At 48.0% G+C, this 21846-nt stretch carries 22 protein-coding genes and 1 tRNA gene; 15 read left to right on the top strand and 8 right to left on the bottom strand.

Going from position 1 to position 21846, the window contains the following annotated elements; all coding sequences use genetic code 11:
- Window positions 1–79: 79 nt before the first annotated feature.
- The 10 genes from HV334_RS07600 (at window position 80) to HV334_RS07555 (ending at window position 5629) form a co-directional block, all read left to right on the top strand.
- The gene (locus HV334_RS07600; protein ID WP_162875782.1) at window positions 80–232 is read left to right on the top strand and encodes a hypothetical protein; all 153 of its coding nucleotides are present in this window, start codon (window positions 80–82) and stop codon (window positions 230–232) included.
- 12 nt (window positions 233–244) lie between these two features.
- The gene (locus HV334_RS07595; RefSeq protein WP_103284074.1) at window positions 245–604 is read left to right on the top strand and encodes a hypothetical protein; all 360 of its coding nucleotides are present in this window, start codon (window positions 245–247) and stop codon (window positions 602–604) included.
- Between the two features lie 43 nt (window positions 605–647).
- On the top strand, window positions 648–1460 hold the full coding sequence (locus HV334_RS07590) for a DUF2303 family protein (protein WP_181221370.1): 813 nt from the start codon (window positions 648–650) through the stop codon (window positions 1458–1460).
- A gap of 77 nt (window positions 1461–1537) precedes the next feature.
- On the top strand, window positions 1538–2335 hold the full coding sequence (locus HV334_RS07585; RefSeq protein ID WP_181221369.1) for a DNA-binding protein: 798 nt from the start codon (window positions 1538–1540) through the stop codon (window positions 2333–2335).
- Window positions 2336–2363: 28 nt separating this feature from the next.
- Window positions 2364–2531: a hypothetical protein gene (locus HV334_RS07580; protein WP_249415060.1), complete on the top strand. Its 168-nt coding sequence runs from the start codon at window positions 2364–2366 to the stop codon at window positions 2529–2531.
- A gap of 11 nt (window positions 2532–2542) precedes the next feature.
- Window positions 2543–3619, top strand: a complete 1077-nt coding sequence (locus HV334_RS07575; protein WP_181221866.1) for a DGQHR domain-containing protein — start codon at window positions 2543–2545, stop codon at window positions 3617–3619.
- Window positions 3616–4104: an ead/Ea22-like family protein gene (locus tag HV334_RS07570; protein ID WP_181221367.1), complete on the top strand. Its 489-nt coding sequence runs from the start codon at window positions 3616–3618 to the stop codon at window positions 4102–4104. Before HV334_RS07575 ends, HV334_RS07570 begins: the two co-directional genes overlap by 4 nt.
- Window positions 4105–4163: 59 nt before the next feature.
- On the top strand, window positions 4164–4586 hold the full coding sequence (locus HV334_RS07565; RefSeq protein WP_181221366.1) for an HNH endonuclease: 423 nt from the start codon (window positions 4164–4166) through the stop codon (window positions 4584–4586).
- Window positions 4583–5362, top strand: coding sequence for a hypothetical protein (locus tag HV334_RS25270; protein WP_249415059.1), 780 nt, complete (start codon window positions 4583–4585; stop codon window positions 5360–5362). Before HV334_RS07565 ends, HV334_RS25270 begins: the two co-directional genes overlap by 4 nt.
- A gap of 81 nt (window positions 5363–5443) precedes the next feature.
- On the top strand, window positions 5444–5629 hold the full coding sequence (locus tag HV334_RS07555; protein WP_099531370.1) for a hypothetical protein: 186 nt from the start codon (window positions 5444–5446) through the stop codon (window positions 5627–5629).
- Here the strand turns inward: HV334_RS07555 and HV334_RS07550 are convergent.
- Window positions 5613–6782 (bottom strand): site-specific integrase, encoded by a 1170-nt coding sequence (locus HV334_RS07550; protein WP_088731839.1) that lies wholly within the window; start codon window positions 6780–6782, stop codon window positions 5613–5615. The genes HV334_RS07555 and HV334_RS07550 overlap by 17 nt on opposite strands.
- Window positions 6783–6977: 195 nt before the next feature.
- On the opposite strand from HV334_RS07550, the gene HV334_RS07545 reads away from it, so the two are divergent.
- From HV334_RS07545 to HV334_RS07530, 4 genes are all read left to right on the top strand, one after another.
- A tRNA-Arg gene (locus tag HV334_RS07545) sits at window positions 6978–7052 on the top strand.
- Between the two features lie 185 nt (window positions 7053–7237).
- Window positions 7238–8515, top strand: a complete 1278-nt coding sequence (locus HV334_RS07540) for an integrase arm-type DNA-binding domain-containing protein (RefSeq protein WP_049002101.1) — start codon at window positions 7238–7240, stop codon at window positions 8513–8515.
- Between the two features lie 91 nt (window positions 8516–8606).
- Complete coding sequence (locus tag HV334_RS07535) at window positions 8607–9146, top strand: hypothetical protein (RefSeq protein WP_181221365.1); 540 nt, start codon at window positions 8607–8609, stop codon at window positions 9144–9146.
- Window positions 9147–9168: 22 nt separating this feature from the next.
- A protein-coding gene (locus tag HV334_RS07530) for an IS3 family transposase (protein ID WP_131020090.1) occupies window positions 9169–10316 on the top strand; the annotation gives its coding sequence in 2 pieces (ribosomal slippage) (window positions 9169–9418 and window positions 9418–10316; 1149 coding nt in all).
- 594 nt (window positions 10317–10910) lie between these two features.
- Here HV334_RS07530 and HV334_RS07525 read toward each other — a convergent pair.
- The 7 genes from HV334_RS07525 to HV334_RS07495 all read right to left on the bottom strand — a co-directional run bounded on the left by HV334_RS07525 (window position 10911) and on the right by HV334_RS07495 (window position 20481).
- On the bottom strand, window positions 10911–11342 hold the full coding sequence (locus tag HV334_RS07525) for a hypothetical protein (protein WP_049002106.1): 432 nt from the start codon (window positions 11340–11342) through the stop codon (window positions 10911–10913).
- Between the two features lie 30 nt (window positions 11343–11372).
- Window positions 11373–12479 (bottom strand): nuclease, encoded by a 1107-nt coding sequence (locus tag HV334_RS07520; protein ID WP_049002107.1) that lies wholly within the window; start codon window positions 12477–12479, stop codon window positions 11373–11375.
- A 10-nt stretch (window positions 12480–12489) separates the two neighbouring features.
- Window positions 12490–14253 carry a restriction endonuclease subunit S gene (locus HV334_RS07515; protein ID WP_049002108.1) on the bottom strand — a complete coding sequence of 588 codons (1764 nt, stop codon included), beginning with the start codon at window positions 14251–14253 and terminating at the stop codon, window positions 12490–12492.
- A complete protein-coding gene (locus HV334_RS07510) occupies window positions 14253–15725 on the bottom strand; it encodes an N-6 DNA methylase (protein WP_049002109.1) in 1473 nt (490 codons plus the stop codon). Before HV334_RS07510 ends, HV334_RS07515 begins: the two co-directional genes overlap by 1 nt.
- A 74-nt stretch (window positions 15726–15799) precedes the next feature.
- Window positions 15800–18235, bottom strand: coding sequence for a DEAD/DEAH box helicase family protein (locus tag HV334_RS07505; RefSeq protein ID WP_049002110.1), 2436 nt, complete (start codon window positions 18233–18235; stop codon window positions 15800–15802).
- Window positions 18236–18336: 101 nt separating this feature from the next.
- Window positions 18337–19545 carry a PD-(D/E)XK nuclease family protein gene (locus HV334_RS07500; protein WP_049002111.1) on the bottom strand — a complete coding sequence of 403 codons (1209 nt, stop codon included), beginning with the start codon at window positions 19543–19545 and terminating at the stop codon, window positions 18337–18339.
- A gap of 309 nt (window positions 19546–19854) precedes the next feature.
- Window positions 19855–20481 carry a DNA-binding protein gene (locus tag HV334_RS07495; protein WP_053389554.1) on the bottom strand — a complete coding sequence of 209 codons (627 nt, stop codon included), beginning with the start codon at window positions 20479–20481 and terminating at the stop codon, window positions 19855–19857.
- 317 nt (window positions 20482–20798) lie between these two features.
- Here HV334_RS07495 and HV334_RS07490 point away from each other — a divergent pair, with 317 nt between their 5' ends.
- Entirely contained in the window at window positions 20799–21830 is a 1032-nt protein-coding gene (locus HV334_RS07490; protein ID WP_019077319.1) for an isoaspartyl peptidase/L-asparaginase, read from the top strand.
- Window positions 21831–21846 lie beyond the last annotated feature (16 nt).

Genomic DNA, 21846 nt, shown 5'->3' with positions numbered 1-21846 from the left:
CCGCTTCCGGTGTCGACTGGGACTCCCTACCCAGCGCAGGTTCAACTCCTGCCGGATACCTAATCATATGGTGACTTATATGACCTTCCGTAACGTTAATTTTTACTACGGCGACCTGATGCGCGTCACTCGTGGGGTGCAGGCTGTTCGTAATCCAAAAACAATCGCTAATTTCTGGCGGCGTAGCTGGTTATGCAGGTTACTCACTCAGAAAGGCGATCCTCGTTTATAACTGGAGATAACTATGTCAGAAACAAAGAACACCACACCATTCAGCCAGCAACTGGCTTATATCAATAAAGGCACACTGGATGCTGAATTGACCGAAGCGCTGGCCGAAGTGATTAAAGCAGTCCGTGAGACTGGCAAGAAAGGTGCGGTTACGCTGACGCTAAATTGCGCCATGTTGAATACCCGTGACGAAAACACCATGAAGGTAACGCCAAAGGTCTCCCGAACCATCCCTGAACTGGACCGCGCTGATACCATCATGTTCGCAACCGCCGATGGCGATCTACTGCGTGACGATCCCTCTCAAACACAGCTTGATTTAAAGGTTATCGAACCTGCACCACAAACAGCACCGATCAAGCTGGCTCAGTAATACCCACCAAAAAAACCATTCCAATCTGATAAGGAAATATTCAATGTCTCAAATTGAAGGCTCTGCCGTGCTCGACATTCGTGATCTGGTCTCTGCAACTCTGAAGACCGAGACGGACATTCCGTCAGTTGTTGTACCCGATGGCTTTGAAGTCAAATCCCTCGAAAGTCTGCAACTGGCTCCGTCGCGTATTCGTCAGAGCGCCAACCTGATTTCTCCGGGTTCGCTGATCGCTTACATCCAGCGATTCCGTGATGAACGTACTGTAGTTTTCGCGGATAAAACTAAAACGCGCATTGTCGCCGTGCTGGATTTCCACCAGAACGCAGACAATCCGAGCTGGGCTGCACATAAAGCTGTTTATGACTGTCCATTCTCCGACGATTGGAAATCATGGACTGCCAACGATGGCAGCAAAATGGACCAGATCAACTTCGCTGAATTCCTGGAAAACAATATTCAGAATGTTGCGCCGGTTAGTGATTCATACCAGGGCCCGTCCGGTACTGAACTACTCGAAATGGTTCTGGCATTCCAGGAGACTCGCAAATCTGAGTTTAAGTCTGTTAAACGCCTTTCTGATGGTACCTGCCAGTTCCAGTTCAGCGATGAAAAATCAGGTTCTGGTAATACCAAAATGCCGGAAAAAATCAGCCTGGCAATTTCACCATTCCACAACGGCTCTCCTTACCAGGTCGATGCACGTATCCGCTACCGCCTGCGTGATGGTCAACTGGTCCTCTGGTATGAGCTGATCGAACCGAAGAAAGTTGTTGAGCACGCATTCCAGGAAATCGTCACCGATATGGAAAGCCAACTCGGCGAAGACCTGCCTATCTACGAAGGCTCTGTTTAATCCCACCGTGTGTTGTTTTATGCGCCTGCCCTGCGGGCGCATAGCAAAGCACTCTCCCACTACATGAAGGAGTAACCATGCCCAGTTTAGGCCAGCTCTATAATGATAAAGACGCCGGGTTAACTACCCGCAAAACCTACAATGTTCCGCTGGATAAAATTTACGCCGAAGAAGGCTACAACGTTCGTGAACTCAATCGTGCGCATGTTGAAGAATTCCGCGATGCGTTTATTGCCGGTGAATACATCCCGCCGCTGGCCGTGGAAGTTACCGAGCGTGGCGTGAAGGTTATCGACGGCCATCACCGCTATCACGGTGCGCTGGCTGCTATCGAAATGGGCCACGACATTGTGCGCCTGGAATGCAAAGATTTCGTCGGTAGTGAAGCCGACAAGATCGCCTTCATGGTAACCAGCTCGCAAGGATTGGCGCTTACTCCTCTTGAACGTGGCGCTGCATATCATCGCCTTCAGAATCAGGGCTGGAGTCCTTCAGAAATAGCGGCAAAAGTTAAACGTTCTGAGTCCGATATTCTGCAACACCTTCAACTTCACGAATGCACCCCGTATATCAAAAAGCTCGTGCGTGATGGTTCCATGAATTATGCCATCGCGATCGGCATCTCCCGCGAGCATGGCGTGTACGCAGACCGTGAAGCCTCCCGGCTGATGAAGAAAGCGGAAGCGGCAGGAAAGAAAAAAATAACCAAGAGCATCGCTAATCCTCAGTTTAATGCCGGAAAAGCAAGAAAGTTTCTTGAGCTTATTTCTTCATGTGCTGAGGACTCTGGTGAAGTGCTGACCATTGAAGTGCCACCAGCAATACAGGCTGAAATTATCTCTATTCTTCGGGAATTTCGTCATGAAACAGTCTGATTTACCAAGATGCCCAACATGCGGAAACATGCCCGAATACTCGCTGAAACCCAATCATCTTGGCTGGGTTTGGGGTGGTATCAGATGCCCGTATGACCATTACAGCGTGAAGCTTAACGGACCGGCCAGTAGCCGGGCAAAGGCAGAAGAAACTCTGGCTCCGCAGTGGGTTGCGTTGGTAGAAAAAGCAAGATAAGAGGTTTTATGATGAGCAAATCAAGCATGGAATATTACTTTGAATTCCCAGCCTCTCGCGGGTTACAGGGGAATACGCTTATTCTTCTGATGAACGTTCCAGGGCGAACCTTGTCCCGTGTACTTGCATCCGATAATTACGGACACACGCTTGAGCGTTCTCAGCGTGAACTCAATAAATCACGCGTAAAAAAATTTTACGAATACCTAGTGGCAGCTGCTGAAAATAAGGAGCCTTTCATCATCCCACCACTGGTTGGTAACTGTGCTTCACATGTGGAGTTTGAAGAGTTCGGCAATACAAACGTAGGCGTTGTTCGGTTCCCAATGGACGCAGAAATTAAACTTTTTGATGGGCAACATCGTGGTGCAGGTATAACCATGTTCTGCAGAGAATACGATACCCCCCTGTTTGTACCTTTGATGATGACTCTGCAACTACCACTGAAGACACGCCAGCAATTTTTCTCTGATATCAATAACAACGTATCTAAGCCTTCTGCAGCAATAAATATGGCTTATAACGGCAGGGATCAGGTTGCCCAGACAATGGTGTCATTCCTCTCCACTCACTCAGTGTTCTCCGAGATCACCGATTTTGAACACAGCGTGGTTCCTGCAAAAAGTGATCTCTGGATAAGTTTTAAGGCCATTGGCGATGCCACTGCAAAATTCGCGGGTAACGGGGACGACGCGCTGTCTACTGCCGATATTTATGACCTTTGGGAAGCGTGGCTGAAGCTGACGGCTATTGACGGTATCCGACACGGTGTATCACCAGCTGAATACAAGCGAGACTACATCCAATTCCATGCGGTGATGATCAATGCGTTTGGCTATGCAGTCCAGGAACTACTGAGGCATCGCCCTGCGCATATCATCGTGCAGATGATCGAAGAACTGGTAACAAAAGCCACAATGACCGAGCTGGAAGACTTCTTCCTTATCTCTTCATGGGATGGTGTTTGTGCTGATGCCAGCAAAGAAAGAGCCACGGTAATTGCCAGCGTTCCGGCACAGAAAGCTGCAGCACAAAGGCTTGCAATGGCTATTACAGCAGGGACATTCTCAATGGAGGCAGCCCAATGACAGCACTAAACAAACGGGCATACCGCGCTGATGGCGGTGATATTGGAAGTGGTCGTCTCAAAGAGATAGCTGGCAATGCATATGGCGATGAAGAAAAACGTTGGTTAGCGCAACGAGTGCTGGCGCTGCTGGATGAGAATCTCCAACTACAGCGCGACAAAGATTCGCTTGAAGCAGTTGCGATTGCTATGCGTGACGATATGCGGGAGGCGCGTGAAAAGCTGGAAGCCGCAGAGAAGCGCATATCAGATTTAGAAACTAAAAAAGCGGACCTGATGGCGCATGTACTTAATGGTTACGAAGCTACGGCACTGACGATGACGCTACGTAAAATGGATGTCTACTTACCTGATTATTTACGCTTTTGTGCCATTTACGGTGTGGATCATGACGCGATCATGGACAAACTGGACTATCAGTCCTTCGTACTGGCACGAGTAAATAATGATGATCTTCGACAAGATCTCGAGGCTAGCCATGATTAACCAACTGAAAACAATTCTAATCTGCATTGCCGCTGGCATTGGCGTGAAGGGGGAGTGAGATGGCGCTGACGAAAAAACAACGTGCAGAGCTACGCATGAAGTTTGGCGGTCGCTGTGCTTATTGTGGCTGCGAACTACCAGAGAAAGGCTGGCATGCTGACCATGTTGAGGCTGTCCATCGCAAACTGGTAATTGATGAAGAAGCCAGGCTGAAAGGGAAATGGAAGCTAAAACAGACAGGGGAAGTTTATCGCCCTCAATATGACAATTACGGCAATTTGTTCCCGGCATGTGCTCCATGCAACTTGTTTAAATCTGTTTTCGATATTGAGGAATTTCGCAACCAGATAGCGATGCAGGCTGGTCGTGCATTAAAAACCTCTGTGAATTTCCGCACCGCTGAACGCTTTGGCCTGGTTGAAGTAATCGAAAAGCCGGTTGTGTTCTGGTTCGAAAAATATCAAAAAGAGACTACAGCATGACAACTAACAACCACCCGGCGCACGGTCCTGTATCACTCAAGCGCCTGCACCAGATAAGCGAAATACTCAGCAAAGCAGCAGCACAAAGCGACGGCGGTAATCTCGGCTACGCAATGGCTGATGCCGTGAAGGTGATTGATGGGGTACTGGCGTCGGAGCCTGTTGCTGATGTAGTGGCCTGGTCATCGCCGAATGAGGAAAGAATCTGTGATATTCGCTGGCGTCGTTTCGATGTTGCGCCAGGCCCTCTCTACAGTGCACCGCCAGCGCCAGTAGTGCCGGAGAATTGCGTAACAGCAGAACACCGTCGCGTTATTGAAATGCTGCTCAATGTTTGCTTGTCCGCATTCGAACTCGCAGATGATAGCTGTCAGCAAGATGTTGATGGCGAAGAGTGCCACGTTGTTCCAGACGACGCATTTCAGAAGCTAAGTGAAGCGCTGGACGAAATCGAAAACACTCTCCCGACAGAAGATGTCGACAGGCCAGACGTATTTCTGTCCTGGTCGGCAATGCCAAGGGCAGCGCTGAAATCTATTCTCCAGGCTGGCAACTCTCCGGTAATCGGCATTGACCTAGCATCTGAACCTGATCGCTCGGTGGAGGTTCGCTACCTTGCGCCTCCAGGCTACGTGATGGTTCCGAAAGAGCCAACGAATGAGATGCTGAATGCATGGTTGTCAGAAATCGCTAACTGGCGTGGACATGTCGCTGGATACAAAGCCATGCTCGCAGCAGCACCGCTTCAGGCGGAAGAACCAGCACAAAAAAAGTAGACCACTGCGATGCCTGTACTGAAGGTGCTCGCGGTGGATGTGGAGCGTGCATTTTTAACGGTAATTTTTGATGAGGTGCTCATGACTACTACCGATTTTATGGAAGAGCAGGAAGTTTTTGACCTGCTCAAAAAGAAAAAAACGGCAATCTGGCGTTTACGAAAAGAACACGGATTCCCTAATCCGGTACTTACCTACCCTTCCCGATACAGCAGAAAAGCTGTAATGAAATGGATAGATGAGGGTGGCGTCAACCGAGCTGTTTAACATGCCAGAATATCTTATCAGCATACAGTTCATACGCATCTTTCTGCTCCACCAGCCAGTCGTGTTTGTTATACACCGCCATCACGCCTCCCAGTTCATGCCCCAGCATCTTTTCGGTGACATGGGGCATAACCCCTTCCCCTGATAAATTCGTCACCAGCGAGCGCCTGAAGTCATGTGTTCGCCATTCCGGTATATCAATTTTATCCCTTAATTTTTTCATGTAGAGATTCGCTGACGAACGATCTATAGGTTTGTCCAACTCTTGTCCTGGGAACAGTACATTATTTCCTGCATTTAGCAGCCGCTCAACATAAGGCTTCACCTGATCAAACACAGGCCGACGAATGACGTTACCCATCTTGGAATGTTCTGCTGGCGTTGTCCAAATCAGATCATCTATATTGAACTCGCTGGCGGTAGCAAGGCGAAGTTCCGACAACCTTGCCCCCCAAAGCAACAGAAGCTGATGAAGCACCTTGTTAGAGGTAACGATCTTGTTGTTTTCCAGCGCTAACCATATTTTTGCCAACTCGGTATAGGTGAGAACCCGGCTACCGACATCAGGTTTCTTGCCTATGTTCTTAACGCTGAGCTTCAAGACTTCGCATGAAGCGATTAACTGTCGGCTTATACACCAGTTCATAACTGATCTGAGCTGGAGAAGCAGCACCCTTGCCTTTTTAACGTTTTTCTTTTCCTGCTTGTCGAAGAACCTGACCCAAGCTGAAACAGGGATATTTACTACCGGTGCATCTGGAAATTCTGTGTACATGGTGTTGTACACAACCGACTTATAAAGCGTCTGTGTATTGGGTTTCAGCGTTTCAACATACTTGCTCCACCACTGGTCGAGACACTCCTTGAGCGTTAGCTCACCATCTTCTTTAGCAAAATAATTTTTAGGGTTTAGTCCCTTGAGGTACAATTCGCGCATCTCACCCACGATGACACGAGCATCTTTCAGAGACATTGCCGGATAGCGTCCGATAGTAAGGCGCACTGGCTTACCGTTCCAACGGTAGCGATGTTGAAACGTAATCGTTCCTGTCGGGGTTATGCGTACACTCAGACCGTCACCATCTGTGACTTCGGGTGCGCCGCTGTAGGGCTTAGCATTGATGCTGCGAAGTTTGGTATCACTAAGGGCCACGGCTCTGTATCCTGTACACACTGAATTTCAGCATTCTGTACTCAATCTGTACGCAATGGCAAGTGAACGAAGTGATTTTCTAAGCGGAAAGATAAGAAAGGATAGGAAATAAAAGGAATGAAATGCTTGATGATACGGGGAATGATAGGATAACATGCGACCCAAGCTGAACGCTTGAAAATCAGTTAGATATATGTCCCCTTAGTTAAATGGATATAACGAGCCCCTCCTAAGGGCTAGTTGCAGGTTCGATTCCTGCAGGGGACACCATTGAGTTATTTCACAACACTTCAGTTCATTTCTAAAACCCAGTAATACCAGGCCTTTCAGCAACACTCCTTCTTACACAGCTTTCAATTACCTTCATGACATTACAGCACTCTGATGGTATAAGTGATGGTATTCGTCAGTTCGATATCCAGATACCATCAATTACCTCTTGAGGGGTGCCCCTTATGGCTATAAACGAGCTTTCACCCAAACAGATCGAGAATGCCAAACCACAGAATTCCGATTACAAGCTAACGGATGGTGGCAGCCTGTACCTGTTGGTCAAAAAGACCGGTGGCAAATACTGGCGCATGAATTATCGCTTTGCTGGTAAGCAGGCGACATTAGCCCTAGGCGTGTATCCGGATGTTCCACTGACAACAGCACGTAAACGCAGAGATGAAGCCAGACAGCTGCTTGCCGACGGCAGAGATCCACGTGAAGCAAAAAAAGCTGAAAGCACTGAACCAACGTCACCGACTTTCGAGGCTATAGCCCGTGAGTGGCACGGCGGAACGATGGGACATCCTGAGTGGAAAGAGATCACTCGTAATAAAATATTGAGGGAAATGGAAAACCACATATTTCCTCTCATCGGTAGCAAACCCATCGACAACTTAAAAACACGGGATCTGCTACCCTTGCTTATCAGCATGAACGAACAAGGCATTGGTGCTACTACGGGAAGAGTAAAGACAACGATGAGCAGCGTATTCCGCTATGCGGTTCAGCGTGGAATAGTCGAGTACAACCCAGCTCACGACCTGAAAGGTGCTTTGACGAGTCCTAAAACTAAACACCGCCCCGCCCTTCCTCTGGATCGCCTGCCAGAATTGATGACGAAAACTGAAACGTACACAGGCAGATCTCTCACCAAACTCGCCGTGTTACTTTCTCTTCATACATTCGTTCGTTCAAGCGAACTTCGCCATGCTCGCTGGGACGAGATAAATTTTGAAACTGCCATGTGGACAATCCCTGGCCAGCGAGAAGAAATTGCAGGCGTAAAATTCTCTGAACGTGGGGCTAAAATGGGCAGTGGGCATGCAGTACCACTGTCTTCGCAGGCAATTGACATATTGAAATCGATTAAAACCATCAGCAGTGAATACACGCTGATTTTTCCTGGCGATAGCAACCCCTATAAGCCTATGAGTGAGAACACAGTTAATAAAGCGCTCCGTACTATGGGTTATGATACCCAGGCCGATATTTGCTTACATGGTTTCCGGGCAATGGCCTGCTCTGCTCTTACCGAATCAGGATTGTGGTCACGGGATGCCGTAGAGCGGCAAATGAGTCATCAGGAACGTAATGAGGTACGTGCGGCTTATGTTCACCTGGCGCAGCATATGCAGGAGCGCCGCCGAATGATGCAGTGGTGGTCAGACTATCTTGAAGCAAACTCGGATAAACATGTCGCACCATATGACATGAAGAAATTACGAGTTGTTGGCAGTTAACCGAACTAACTGAGGCTAGCTCGGTCAGGCGAAAAGCAGTAACACCTGCTGCCTGCCTCGGTTTTCATCAGGTGCGCACGAGGGTGAGGTGATGGATAGCAACGTCTGGAAAGAGAACCGAATTGCGCCTTTAGAATACTGCTCATTCGAAAGAGCTGCTAAATTGCTCAATTGCGAATGTGAAGACTTAATTCACTGGAATAAAATAGGTGCTATATCATTAGCTTTTGAGCCAAAAAATTTAGCTGGTGATTTGTCTGTTAGTTTTTACGAAAATGTTGCTGATAATATTGAACGATACAACCTCTCGTACAATATTACAGCCGACTTGAGCTTCTATGGTTCGATCTTTAATTCTAAGCGAGGATATAAAGAAGGTGTGTATTTTCATCAACTACGTTATGGATTTAATTTTTCAGGGTACATCAATGGATTATGGATTATTAGCTCCGGAGTTATAAATGAGAACAGCGGCATATTCATATCAAATGAAAAATCTAATGGATGTTGCTTATTCCAACCTATCAATAAGTCCAATGAAATATGCTCTACCTTTTTTATTTACAAAGGAGATGAAGAGTTCACACTAGTGAATCGCCACGGGTTTAACAGACACCTCAGAGTCATTTAAGATGGCTTAAAGAGAGGTGCCCATGAGCGGTAAGCGTTATCCCGAAGAGTTTAAAACTGAAGCAGTCAAACAGGTTGTTGATCGCGGTTATTCTGTTGCCAGCGTTGCAACACGTCTCGATATCACCACCCACAGCCTTTATGCCTGGATAAAGAAGTACGGTCCGGATTCTTCCACTAATAAAGAACAGTCAGATGCTCAGGCCGAGATCCGCCGTCTCCAGAAAGAGCTGAAACGGGTTACCGACGAACGGGACATATTAAAAAAAGCTGCGGCGTACTTCGCAAAGCTGTCCGACTGAGGTACGCCTTTATCCGTGACAACTCCTGTTGCTGGCCTGTTCGCCTGCTCTGTCGGGTGCTGGATGTTCATCCCAGTGGTTTTTACGCCTGGCTTCAGCAGCCGCATTCACAACGCCATCAGGCAGACCTGAGACTGACAGGACAGATTAAACAGTTCTGGCTGGAATCGGGATGCGTCTATGGTTATCGCAAAATCCATCTGGATCTGCGTGACAGCGGGCAACAGTGCGGAGTAAACAGAGTCTGGAGACTGATGAAACGTGTCGGAATAAAGGCTCAGGTCGGATACCGAAGCCCGCGGGCACGTAAAGGCGAGGCCAGTATCGTGTCACCCAACAGGCTCCAGCGACAGTTCAATCCGGATGCTCCTGATGAGCGTTGGGTAACGGACATAACCTACATCAGGACCCACGAAGGCTGGCTGTATCTTGCCGTTGTTGTTGATCTGTTCTCACGCAAAATTATCGGCTGGTCCATGCAATCCCGGATGACAAAGGACATTGTCCTGAACGCACTGCTGATGGCTGTATGGCGGCGTAATCCCGAAAAACAGGTGCTGGTTCATTCGGATCAGGGCAGTCAGTACACAAGCCATGAGTGGCAGTCGTTCCTGAAATCACACGGCCTGGAGGGTAGCATGAGCCGTCGCGGTAACTGCCATGATAATGCGGTTGCAGAAAGTTTTTTCCAGTTGTTGAAACGTGAACGGATAAAGAAAAAGATCTACGGAACGCGAGAAGAAGCCCGCAGTGATATTTTTGATTACATCGAAATGTTTTATAACAGTAAGCGTCGGCATGGTTCTAGCGAACAGATGTCACCGACAGAATATGAAAAACAGTATTATCAACGGCTCGGAAGTGTCTAGATTATCCGTGGCGATTCACTATGATGAAATCGACTAATACTCCATAGGATAAAAAACCAATAACCTTCTGAGCTTATCTGTCAAAACTTGCTTGATATTCACTATTGCCCAGAGGGTTATCTACTCATCAAAAAAGCATAGGATAAATGTTCAATTTCATCTATCACATCAAATTTGATGCGTCAGATTAACCACCAGTCAGAGAAAAATCACACGTTCGAAGATATGAAAATTACTCACTTCCACCTGAAATAAAAAACAACGAAAGCAATATTTGTATCCCATTAAAAAAAAGCATGCCGCGCAAAATGCGATTAACTGATAACTTACCCTATCTTAAGGCCAAGCAGACTGTGGTTTACCGGACTGTCATTAGTACGGGCTTGTAGGGGGAAATTGATTCCATTAGCTCAATCCAGGATACAATCAGCAACCAGAAATTGCCTGCCTGTTGACCTTCAAAGCAAGTGGAATGGTCGGAGGATGTACAGATTGAGAAATTTCTCGCTGGCATCCTTGCCGGAGAATAGAAACGACATCATGAAGCTTTCTGGCACGCTCATACCAAAGATGTACTCACAACAACTCTTGCTACTAAAATCCCATCTGCTCCCAGTTATCTTTCCAGCCAGCAATGCGTTTTACTGATATGGCGTGATGAGTTGATTCATCGTTTTGAGCACGGTGTCCGCCATGTTTATCCAGATAATCCAGATGAGCCTGATGAATGTCATTTCTAATCCAGGAGAGTGGCGTGATATAGAACGCATTGGGCTCCCGGCCAAGATCGATAAATACCCAGAACTCGCTGCCATTATTATCAACAACACTTTCAATACCGTAACGGGTTGATGTTTGCCAGGTCCCTGCCGTTTTGGCTCTGGTCATCACTTTGTGCGTTTTGCCATTCGGGGCAATAAAGGTGATAAACGGTTTATTGCCTTCTTTCTGAACGACAACATTGCTGGCCCCAAGGCTCTTGAGTTTTTGCACTACCGCTAACTGCCCTAATGCTGCTGTGGTCATACTTTCCTCCAGTACGATTTACAGATGTTTTTACTCAGACCGCTCGGCGTTCCAGCGGGGGAAACTGCGTTTGAGTTTATCGACGGTATGACGCCATTTCGGCGTGGTAGGCTTACAGACCGTGTTCTGATTGCCGAAGAAACCGACCTCATTCACGGCTTCACTTTCTGCGCGGGTTTCCAGCCATTTCACGGGAACAAAATATTCTGATTTGTCAGGGTCATCAGCATTTTCACGATACCCGTCGCCAAATCTGAGTACGTCCATTGCCAGCTTTTCGCCGTGTTCCGTGTTAATGGTGAAGCTGCTCGCTGGTTCAACAGCGCTCTGTACGATGCCGACGCCGACATAACCCGTTGCCGGGATTTTTGCCCAAATGCGGTCGCCTGGCTGAAGCTGTTTTAAGGTCTGGCTGTACCAGCTCCCACCGCCTGCGCTAATAAATCCGTAGCTGCGAGCCTCCTCCCAAACACGGCTGTTTGGATCGCCAAACGAAACGTAAAACTCGCCGTTCCAGGGCTCTTTTGCATTAGCGTTAGTGGCAGTGGCCTGTGCTGCGTTGGTTTGCGTTTCACTCGGGTCAATAAGCCAGGCGCGGCTTAAGAACTGCTCGTCTCCGTGCTGGAACACTTTGAAGAACAGGACGTTGATTGAGATACCATTCTTACTCAGGTAATCGACGATGCGTTCGGTAGAGGGGTCCAGCTCTGCTGCCACAATGATGATTTGGTGCGACAGGTTGAGCGACTCTTCCTCCAACTCAGTATTAAAGCGCTGTCTGAACGCATCGCCCAGATTGCCGCCGCCGGAGAATTTTTCATAAATCTGTGACAAACGATCGGCGGTTAAGTCATCCACCCAGGAAGCGTAATCCAGCGCCTGCGCGACTACTTCACGCGGCGTGCGGTCGCGTTTAAGCTCAATCAGGATCAGCGAGGCATCCGGCGCAATCGCCAACAGGTCGATACGCCCTTTGTCGAGTGTATTTTCCTGATGCCCGATAATCATCCACTGATCGGAGAGGATAGTGGGGTCGTTTAAAATCATCTTCTCCAGCAGTTGCTCGCTGGCGAGTTTGCTGATAGTTAGCGGCTGGGGATTCTCCCCTATCCGCCAGATTGCATGATGAACCGGCATCGTCTGCTCCTTAGTTTAATGCTGCATCGGTGAGCGCATCTGCCAGGTGGAGCTGGGTTTGCCGGGTTGATTGCAAGACCATGTTAAGGTTGTCACACAGTGACATCAATTCATTGACTCTCTTTAATATCTTTTCTTGCTGTTTATGAGGAGCGAAGGGGATAAGCAGGTCATTTATATTTTTTAAATTGAGCCCTGGCTTTGCTCCATAACTTATATCTAAAAGAAGTTTTCGACCACCATGCTCACCAATTAACCAGGTGTGTATATATGTATTTATTGCTTTATACATCAATCTAATTAATGCAACATGTTGACTAACATAAGCATCTTCTAAATCTAAATCAACAATTGCCACTTTTGCAACATTACCACCAGTGATTGTCATTAATAGATCGCCGAATTCAACGCGCGTTCGTATTCCTTCCGTATTCAAAGGTAGTTTAACGTAAGCTCGATTATCAAACTCCAAACGATCAAATTTTATATCTTGAGATCTAATAAATATTGACCCTTCATCGGAATAAAATTGGTTCCACCCTCGTGAACCACTTGTTACGAATTCACATAAACTTCCCAACCTTACCCACTCCCAACCGATGGGCAATTCAAAAGGTATTTCCTCTTCACTCACTGGCGACAACGGTTTTTGCTTTTTGATTTTACCGTCTTTCACCAGTTGCGCTTTTTCCTGCTCAATATGTTTAAGCAGTTCAGAAGCAGGTTCGTCATTAGGATCTTGCGGTACCAGTTTACCCATTACTGCCAGTTGCAGAATGGTTTGTTTAAGCGCGTCGATACTCGCTTCGGTGGTGAACAGCGTGTCGAAATGCTGGCTGATTCGCGCCCAATCTTCGGCATTCTGGCTTTCAGTAAGCGTTGTCAGCAGGGTTTCCACCAGTTGCTGATGCGCGTCCAGACTGGTCAACGATTGCTGTTCCAGTTGGTCACAGAGGGACATGAGTTCTTCTACTTTAGAAGCAATTCGATTCTGTTCGCCAATAGGCGGAACTGAAATAACAAGCGGGTTTAACTTTTCGAGAGAAATATTAGCAATATTTGTTGTCTGACTTGAACTATCAATAAGAATAGATTTTATATTAGGAGAACGTAATACTGACATCAGAAAAGCAGCATTAAAGCCATATGGCCTAATGACGCTTAAGAAACCACCAAATGTTGCGGAGCCAGTAGGAATATTATAGATATATGCAACTTTCCCAACTAGCTCTCGACTATTTGCCATTGACATAACAATATCGCCTTTTTCAGCGAATTGCTCAGAACGCTTCACAAATGATTCACTGACATAAAGTAAATCATCCCATTCAATGCTGTCTTGAACATTCGCTGTCCGCAGGCAAGCAATTTTCCCCTTCGACAGTTCTTTATGCTTTTCACTCGCAGGAAATGTAATTCCACGAATAATTGCAACAGTGTTACCTAAACGAGCACACTCCCACCCCTCCGGCAGCTCAAATGGCTTCTCATCCTCGCTAATTTCCGGCAGCGGCTTCTGCGTTTTAATCTTCCCTTGCTTCACCAGCTCCGCTTTCTCTGCGGCAATACGCTTTAACAGTTCCGATGCCGGTTCATCATTCGGGTCTTGCGGCACCAGTTTGCCGCGCACCGCAAGTTCCAGAATCAGCTCGCGCAGCTTCTTGATGCCATAGAGGTCGATTTTGCCGTTACTGCCACGCCCGACAGTGGAGCGGGTTTGCAGCGCGGAAGACCAGATATCAATATGGTCGGTGATAAGCTTATCTACGGTCATCAGTTCGCCCCCTTGTTGCCCGCCAGCGCGGCACCGAGGATGTCGCGCAACTGGTTACGCAGTTCGCTGATCTCCATCTGCTGCGTCTGGTACTGCGCTAACAGTTCGTCCGGGTCGTGGCTGATGGTTTCGCCTTGGTACGGATTCTTGATATCAAGGTTGAAGTTACGGGTGATGATGTCGCCGATGCTGACTTTCCACGCCTGATTGTTCTCTTCACGGCTGACAAAACCGTCAGCTTCATTTCCCCACCAGTCGATTTCAGTCTGGAACTCTTCAAACTTCATCGGTTTGGTTTTGCTGTAGTTCTTCACGCCCGCCGGGTACGGGTGCTCGTAGAACCAGACATCTTTGGTTGGCTGACCTTTGGTGAAGAACAGGATATTGGTTTTGATGCCGGTGTACGGGTTAAACACGCCGTTCGGCAACCGCACGATGGTGTGCAGGTTGCACTCCTCGGTTAGCAGTTTTTTGATTTTGGTTTTTACGCCCTCACCAAACAGCGTACCGTCCGGCAACACAACCGCCGCGCGGCCTTTGTCTGCCAGCACTTCGATGATCAGTTGCAGGAACAGGTCCGCCGTTTCACGGGTCTGCATCTCTGCCGGGAAGTTTTTCTCAATACCGTCTTCTTCGGTGCCACCAAACGGCGGGTTGGTGATGATCACATCGAGCTGTTCATCCCAGGAAGATAGCGGTTTGTTGAGCGTGTTATCGTGGCGGATTTGCACCGGCACTTCGATGCCGTGCAGCAGCATGTTGGTGGTACACAGCAGGTGTGGGAGCTGTTTTTTCTCTACGCCGTGGATCTGCTGTTGCAACGTTTTATGGTCTTCGGTGGTTTTGACGTAGTGCTCTTTCACATGGTCGAAGGCGCAGGCGAGGAAGCCGCCGGTACCGCACGCCGGATCCATGATCGACTCGCCCAGTTTCGGGTCGATGCGATTGACCATAAAGCGCGTTACCGCACGTGGGGTATAGAACTCACCCGCATTCCCGGCGCTTTGCAGGTCGCGCAGGATTTGTTCGTAGATATCGCCAAACAGATGGCGTTCCTGGCTGCTGCTGAAGTCGATCTCGTTGAGCTTGTTGATCACCTGACGCAGCAAGGTGCCGTTTTTCATGTAGTTGTAGGCATCGCTGAACGCTTGTTTCACCACGAAGCCGCGCGGATTGGTGTCCATCGGCGCGGTCATATTTTTTAGTTTTGGGAACAAATCGTCGTTGACGAATTCCAGTAGCGCATCGCCGGTAATGCCTTCACTGTCGGCTGCCCAGGTGCGCCACAGATAGCGCTGCGGGATAGGCAGACGATAGTCATCCTGCTCCAGTTCCAGCTCTTCTTCCTGGGTATCAAATATCTTCAAAAACAGCAGCCATGAAAGCTGCCCCAGACGCTGGGCATCGCCGTCTACGCCTGCGTCTTTACGCATGATGTCTTGCAGGGATTTAATGACTGAGCTAATCGACATGTTTTCTTTCCGTTCTTAAAAAAGGATGCCACCGGGAGCCGTCAGCGCCAGGTGGCAGAATGAGGGTTGGGTTATCAGGCAGTGCGTGGTGGCAACTGGTAGATTTCACTTTCCAGTTCGTTCACGGCATCTTCGTAAGCCTGTTTGCTACCAAAGCTGCTTTTGATAATTTCCAGCGGGCGTCCGAGTGAATCGAACGGTTTCAGTTTCAACACCTGGATGTCCTCGATCTCCTGCACGCCTTCATCGGCGTACTTATCCAGCAGCGTATTCAATACGTTCTGCGCAGGCCCGGAGTATTTGGTGAAGTAGTTCCGCTTGCGCACATTGTCGGCGCGCTCTTTGCGCGTCAACGGCGGCTGGCCGTAAACTACGTGGCACAGCAGATCGAACGGGTCGAGATCTTTCCCCACCTCTTCGGCCAGCACATCCCAAAGCACACCGAGCTGCTCAAGCTCATTAATGATGAGCTGTTTGCGGTCCGCAGAGTGCCACTTACGGATGAAGTCATCAAGCGATGCGTAGTCTTTATCTTTGAGCAGCGTTTTGCGGGTGTAGTCCTGGAAGGATTCGGTCACCAGTTTGCCATCCGCGTCGTAATATTGTACGCGTTTCGCCAGCACTTTTACGGTGACGCCATTGACGTGGAACTTACGGATTTTGTTTTCGTCGTCTTCTTCAAAAACCCCACTGCCGTTACCTGATGTTGGGTCATAGATGGCAGGTGTTTCAGCGACGCCATTTATCAAATCAGGTGATTCGTGCTCTGGCGTTTCGTCTTCAAGCTGGTGGTCGAAATCAAATTCAAGATCGGTAATATCTTGCGGCGTGGTACGGATCACTTTCTCTGGTACGCCGTCGAAGCGTTCGTCTGCAAATAGCTCGGTCGCTTTTTTGAAGTCGAGAATGGTGAACCACAGCTTGCCGTATTTTTCGTTGATACGCGTGCCGCGCCCGATGATCTGCTTAAATTTGGTCATCGACTGAATGTTCTGGTCCAGAACCACCAGTTTGCAGGTCTGCGCATCCACACCGGTACTCATCAATTCTGAGGTGGTGGCGATAACCGGGTAGGCTTTCTTCGGGTTGATGAAGTTATCCAGTTGCCCTTTGCCGATATCGTCGTCGCCGGTGATTTTCATTACGTACTTTTCGTTCTTTGCCACCTGCTCCGGATTCAGGTTTACCAGCGCCCGGCGCATACGATCGGCGTGATCGATGTCGTTACAGAAAACGATGGTTTTATCCATCGGGTTGGTGCGTTTCAGATAGTCAGTGATGGTTTGTGCCACCAGCCAGGTGCGCTCATCAATGACCATCGTGCGGTCAAAATCTTTCTGGTTATAAATACGGTCTTCAATCAGTTCACCGTGTTTATCAACCTGCCCTTTGGTTGGCCGCCAGCCCTGTAAGTCGACATCAATATCCACACGCACCACTTTGTAAGGGGCAAGGAAACCGTCTTCGATGCCTTCTTTGAGCGAATAGGTGTAAACCGACTCACCAAAGTAGTCGGTGCTGGAGACTTCTTCGGTTTCTTTCGGCGTGGCGGTCAGGCCAATTTGCGTAGCGCTGCTGAAGTATTCGAGGATTTCACGCCAAGCGCTGTCTTCCGAGGCGCTGCCGCGATGGCATTCGTCAATCACAATCAGGTCGAAGAAATTCGGGGCAACTTGTTTAAACGCTTTTTGATGTTCTTCCGGACCAGTAATGGCCTGGTAAAGTGCCAGTTGAATTTCGTAGGCCGGATCAATCGTCCTGCTCGTCACTTTTGACATCGCGCTTCCAAAAGGCTGGAAGTCGTTAAGTATTGTTTGATCGACCAGAATATTGCGGTCAGCCAAAAACAGAATACGTTTCTTACTTTTTGCTTTCCATAAACGCCAGATTATCTGGAACGCGGTGTAAGTTTTCCCCGTTCCTGTCGCCATGACGAGTAACAGGCGCTTTTGTCCCGCTGAAACAGCTTCGACCGTTTTATTAATTGCCTGAAGCTGGTAGTAACGAGGGGATTTCCCGGTGCTATCGTCGTGGTAATCCTGACTAATGACAGGCAATTGCTCGGCGGTGAAACCTTTCCAGACGCAGTATTTATTCCATAGCTGCTCCGGCGTTGGGAAATCGTTGAGTGTGATTTCAGATTCAAGCTGTGCGGGATTCGTTTTGTCGTGGAAGACAAAGCCATCACCATTAGAAGCAAAGATAAAAGGCACGTCGAGCAGGCAAGCGTAATCCAGCCCCTGCTGCATACCCTTGCCTACCTCATGCTTATTAGCTTTCGCCTCGATGACTGCAAGCGGTAATCCCGGTTTGTGGTAAAGCACAATGTCCGCTGATTTTACGGTTAGACGCGCCGCCAGCTTGCCGCGCACCACCACTTTACCATCGCGGAGCTTCACTTCCTGGCGGATCTGCGACATCACATCCCAGCCCGCGTCTTTAATCGCGGGCAGGATGAATTTGGTAATGATGTCCGTTTCGGTCAAATGAGTTTTGTTTACGCCATCCATAGCAGAGCACTCCACGATATTGGGTTAGCTCTGATTTTACACAGATTAGTGCGTTACGTAATGACCTGAAAGGAGGTTTTGGGTAATCAGATGAAAAGGCCTTACATGTTAGAATTACTTCCGCTGCTCACCGACTTATGTAGCCGAATAAACAAATCGACACAGCGCCTCGAAAACTCACCATTGTTCATATCAAGCCAGGCACGATTACTCGTGAGCCAATCCCTGTATTCAGTGGGATCAAGGTCATGCGGCAGATACCCATTAAAGCTTCGCCACCAGGGCCACCAATCACTGGATTTTGCCCCTGTAGGGAAATCTATTTTGAGTTGTTGCGCAGCCAGCAAGGCCGATTCAGTAGTGGTCAACGCGTTATCAAGCTTAATACCGTAACTCCAATCCTGATAACTTCCTTTTGCTGGTTCGATGCAATAGTGCCAGCCAATGGCCTCTGGTGGCCGCAACCCAATCCCGTAATCTGGATATAATTTTCGACATACTTCCCAACCTGCCGGTGGTATCAAATCTGCAGTCGCTTTTTTAGTCAGGGTTTGATAAATGTTATTTTGCAGGCTCAATAAGCTTAACGTCGTATCCAGCGTTGATTCGTCATTAAAGATCTTGTCTAACAACACATCCACAACTTTCCCCTCTCTACAATTCAGCACATTCGCCGAAATAAAACGCTGCAAATCGAATAAAAATACTCGCACACGATAAGGTATCGCATCATTTTTGCATAACCTATCAAGCCACGTAACGATGCTTTGATAAGACAAGAGGACAAGTTCGCCGGACTGAAGAGCTGCATCACATTGGTGCTCATCGATACTAATCAGGCTTGGCCTGCTCCCTTCAGGAGTCAGGTAAATCAGCAGCGTTTCGTTCAGTACGCTGCGGCGCTTCCTTAGCTCGTGGAGATAGTCCAAAACTTGGTTAGGTTGATCGGCTGCACTGGGTTTGTTCTCTATCCCTAAAGTCCATCGCTCCCCCTGTACAACGATATCAATTCGACGTTTAGTGCCCAGGGCATCGGTTTTCTGCTCACACTGTACAAACCTGCAAGAGGTTGCATCCCACGCCCCTCTTCCAATCATTTCCAGAAAGCTACTTAGAAAGAGGCTTTGCTGACCATGAACATCATGCACGTTTAGCAAATCCGCAATGATGCGTGAAAGACCATTTTCGTCAGGAGTGATATACCGAAAGACGTTAAACTCAATCGCATCTTTTTTGTTGAGGTCTTCATGTTTCTTTCGGGCTTCTTTCAAGCATTCTGTCATTTGGTCCAGCAAATGATGACTCACCATATTCCCTCTGCCATCTTCCGTTGTTCGAAATGGCTATAGTAACAGTTCACAAACCAAACCGATGGGATGACCCGCGCACAAAAAGGTAAGGGGTGAATTCAATGCGGATCACTTTCCCAAGTTCTATTCCCGCGACACTCAATATTGAGTCACTCATGATCATCTGATGGTATCCTTGATGGTACCCAGCAATCGATCAGGTTATAAACCAATTAATATCAATCGATTAAATTCTCATTCGATTCCTGCAGGGACACTTTTAATTAAATGCATCCGGCTAAATCCTTTCATTTACCTGTCAGTTCATCCCTAAGCCAGGCGATAAAACGGCACATTCCTCACCGTTGCAGTAAGATTGTCGGACACCATTGTCTGCTCAGTAGCTATCCGCATCCCTGATTTTCTCAGCCTCAGTACGTCAGCAGCAATACGTTGGCTGCCAAACCAGAAAAGCCCGTCCAAAGCAGTGACATCAAGGCCTGATTCCAGTGCCAGCTTCAGACGCTCACGCGGTGCTTTCACCGTTTTAGCAATTTGCTGATATGGCGCTTCGCTTGAACCTGCACGATTAATGCGTCGAATACGATGCGACAGGCGGTACTGAAATTCATCCGGTATCCCGCCGAGACTGGCTTTCAGGCTGTAAACACAACCAAAGCGTTTACCGTTAAAGATTACGTTTTTCTGACTAAGTTGCAGCTCTTCACGAACGCTGGCAATCAGTTGCGGGGTACGGAGTAATAACAAACGGAAAGGCAGCTCAAAGCTGGTCACATAGTCCACATTCAATAAAGCAATACGCAGACGCTCTTCCGGACCCGCCTTCATTTCCCGACATTCAGCAATAACATCAGCCCACTGACCAGCCAGACGGGAACTTTCAGTCGCCTCAGTAAAGCTGTATTTTTCAGTCTGATAATCAATACGTTCGGTCACTCGGAATTCCCTTCTGGCCACATCTCGGTATTGGTTGCTCACTTTACCAGCGACAGACTGCAACCGGAAGCCTGCGAGTATGGTCAGTGGAATGATAGAAACTTCTGCGGAAACGCTTCATTTTTTGATAAATCAATCATTAAAAATATATTTTGACTAAAATCAATTAACCAAAATTATGATTATTGAAGTATAGCCATGATTAATCTTTAGCCAGTTTGTCAGGAATAAGTTCTCCATAAACAGGCTGATTAATACCGGTAATGAGAAACATTATCGGAAATGATTCATCACTCAGAAAAAAGGAATTTATTCATATGATCAGAATCAAGACCAGTATCGCTACTTTGACCCTTTGTACCTTACTGACAGCTCCCGCATGGGGAGACGCGCAATCGCCGATAAGGCTGGTGATCCATGGTGGTGCCGGTACCATTACAAAAGATACCATCACACCAGAACAGGAAAAGCAGTATACAGAAAAACTCACTGAAGCTCTGAATGCAGGTTATGCGGTTCTGAATAAAGGCGGTAGCAGCCTGGAAGCCGTTCAGAAAGCGATTAATGTGATGGAAGATTCTCCTCTCTTCAATGCAGGTAAAGGTGCCGTGTTTACCCACGATGGCCGCAATGAACTGGATGCGTCCATTATGGATGGGAAAACCCGAAAAGCCGGTGCCGTTGCCGGTGTAACCACGGTTAAAAACCCAATTAATGCGGCGTATGCCGTTATGACTCAAAGCCCGCACGTTCTCATGGTCTCGACAGGCGCGGATACCTTTGCAAAAGAACAGGGACTCGCAACCGTTGATCCTGCTTATTTCAAAACAGATTTTCGCTGGCAGCAATTACAGAATGCAATCAAAAAAGAAAAAGTGCTCCTTGATCACGATGGAAAGAGCGCTGCCCTGTTCGCTGACCCAATGATGTATGACTATAAATATGGCACTGTCGGCGCTGTTGCTCTGGATAAAGACGGTAATCTCGCTGCCGGAACATCTACAGGCGGAATGACCAACAAACGTTACGGACGTGTGGGGGATTCACCTATCATTGGCGCAGGAAATTATGCCGACAATGAAACCGTGGCGGTATCCGCAACCGGCTCAGGAGAAATGTTTATCCGCACGCTGACCGCGTATAACATTGCAGCCCAGGTGAAATACCGCAATACCCCTTTAAAAGACGCAGCGCAGAATGCTCTGGATGAAGTTAAGGCGCTGAATGGCAGCGGTGGAGTAATTGTGCTTGATAAAGCCGGTAATTACACCATGTCCTTCAACTCTGAAGGTATGTACCGGGGAACCATAGGCGATGACGGAAAACCCGTTGTAGCAATTTATCGTTAATACTATTTCCCCGCCA

The organism is Citrobacter sp. RHBSTW-00944 (genome assembly GCF_013615435.1).
Taxonomy (GTDB): domain Bacteria; phylum Pseudomonadota; class Gammaproteobacteria; order Enterobacterales; family Enterobacteriaceae; genus Citrobacter; species Citrobacter braakii.
Note: the sequence above shows the minus strand (reverse complement) of the source record. Positions and strands in the feature narration are given on the sequence as shown.

What these genes read in the sequence shown, in the direction of transcription:
- HV334_RS07600 (WP_162875782.1), top strand. Translation starts at nt 80, where the DNA reads ATGACCTTCCGTAACGTTAATTTTTACTACGGCGACCTGATGCGCGTC.
- HV334_RS07595 (WP_103284074.1), top strand. Translation starts at nt 245, where the DNA reads ATGTCAGAAACAAAGAACACCACACCATTCAGCCAGCAACTGGCTTAT.
- HV334_RS07590 (WP_181221370.1), top strand. Translation starts at nt 648, where the DNA reads ATGTCTCAAATTGAAGGCTCTGCCGTGCTCGACATTCGTGATCTGGTC.
- HV334_RS07585 (WP_181221369.1), top strand. Translation starts at nt 1,538, where the DNA reads ATGCCCAGTTTAGGCCAGCTCTATAATGATAAAGACGCCGGGTTAACT.
- HV334_RS07580 (WP_249415060.1), top strand. Translation starts at nt 2,364, where the DNA reads ATGCCCGAATACTCGCTGAAACCCAATCATCTTGGCTGGGTTTGGGGT.
- HV334_RS07575 (WP_181221866.1), top strand. Translation starts at nt 2,543, where the DNA reads ATGAGCAAATCAAGCATGGAATATTACTTTGAATTCCCAGCCTCTCGC.
- HV334_RS07570 (WP_181221367.1), top strand. Translation starts at nt 3,616, where the DNA reads ATGACAGCACTAAACAAACGGGCATACCGCGCTGATGGCGGTGATATT.
- HV334_RS07565 (WP_181221366.1), top strand. Translation starts at nt 4,164, where the DNA reads ATGGCGCTGACGAAAAAACAACGTGCAGAGCTACGCATGAAGTTTGGC.
- HV334_RS25270 (WP_249415059.1), top strand. Translation starts at nt 4,583, where the DNA reads ATGACAACTAACAACCACCCGGCGCACGGTCCTGTATCACTCAAGCGC.
- HV334_RS07555 (WP_099531370.1), top strand. Translation starts at nt 5,444, where the DNA reads ATGACTACTACCGATTTTATGGAAGAGCAGGAAGTTTTTGACCTGCTC.
- HV334_RS07540 (WP_049002101.1), top strand. Translation starts at nt 7,238, where the DNA reads ATGGCTATAAACGAGCTTTCACCCAAACAGATCGAGAATGCCAAACCA.
- HV334_RS07535 (WP_181221365.1), top strand. Translation starts at nt 8,607, where the DNA reads ATGGATAGCAACGTCTGGAAAGAGAACCGAATTGCGCCTTTAGAATAC.
- HV334_RS07525 (WP_049002106.1), bottom strand. Translation starts at nt 11,342, where the DNA reads ATGACCACAGCAGCATTAGGGCAGTTAGCGGTAGTGCAAAAACTCAAG.
- HV334_RS07520 (WP_049002107.1), bottom strand. Translation starts at nt 12,479, where the DNA reads ATGCCGGTTCATCATGCAATCTGGCGGATAGGGGAGAATCCCCAGCCG.
- HV334_RS07515 (WP_049002108.1), bottom strand. Translation starts at nt 14,253, where the DNA reads ATGACCGTAGATAAGCTTATCACCGACCATATTGATATCTGGTCTTCC.
- HV334_RS07510 (WP_049002109.1), bottom strand. Translation starts at nt 15,725, where the DNA reads ATGTCGATTAGCTCAGTCATTAAATCCCTGCAAGACATCATGCGTAAA.
- HV334_RS07505 (WP_049002110.1), bottom strand. Translation starts at nt 18,235, where the DNA reads ATGGATGGCGTAAACAAAACTCATTTGACCGAAACGGACATCATTACC.
- HV334_RS07500 (WP_049002111.1), bottom strand. Translation starts at nt 19,545, where the DNA reads ATGGTGAGTCATCATTTGCTGGACCAAATGACAGAATGCTTGAAAGAA.
- HV334_RS07490 (WP_019077319.1), top strand. Translation starts at nt 20,799, where the DNA reads ATGATCAGAATCAAGACCAGTATCGCTACTTTGACCCTTTGTACCTTA.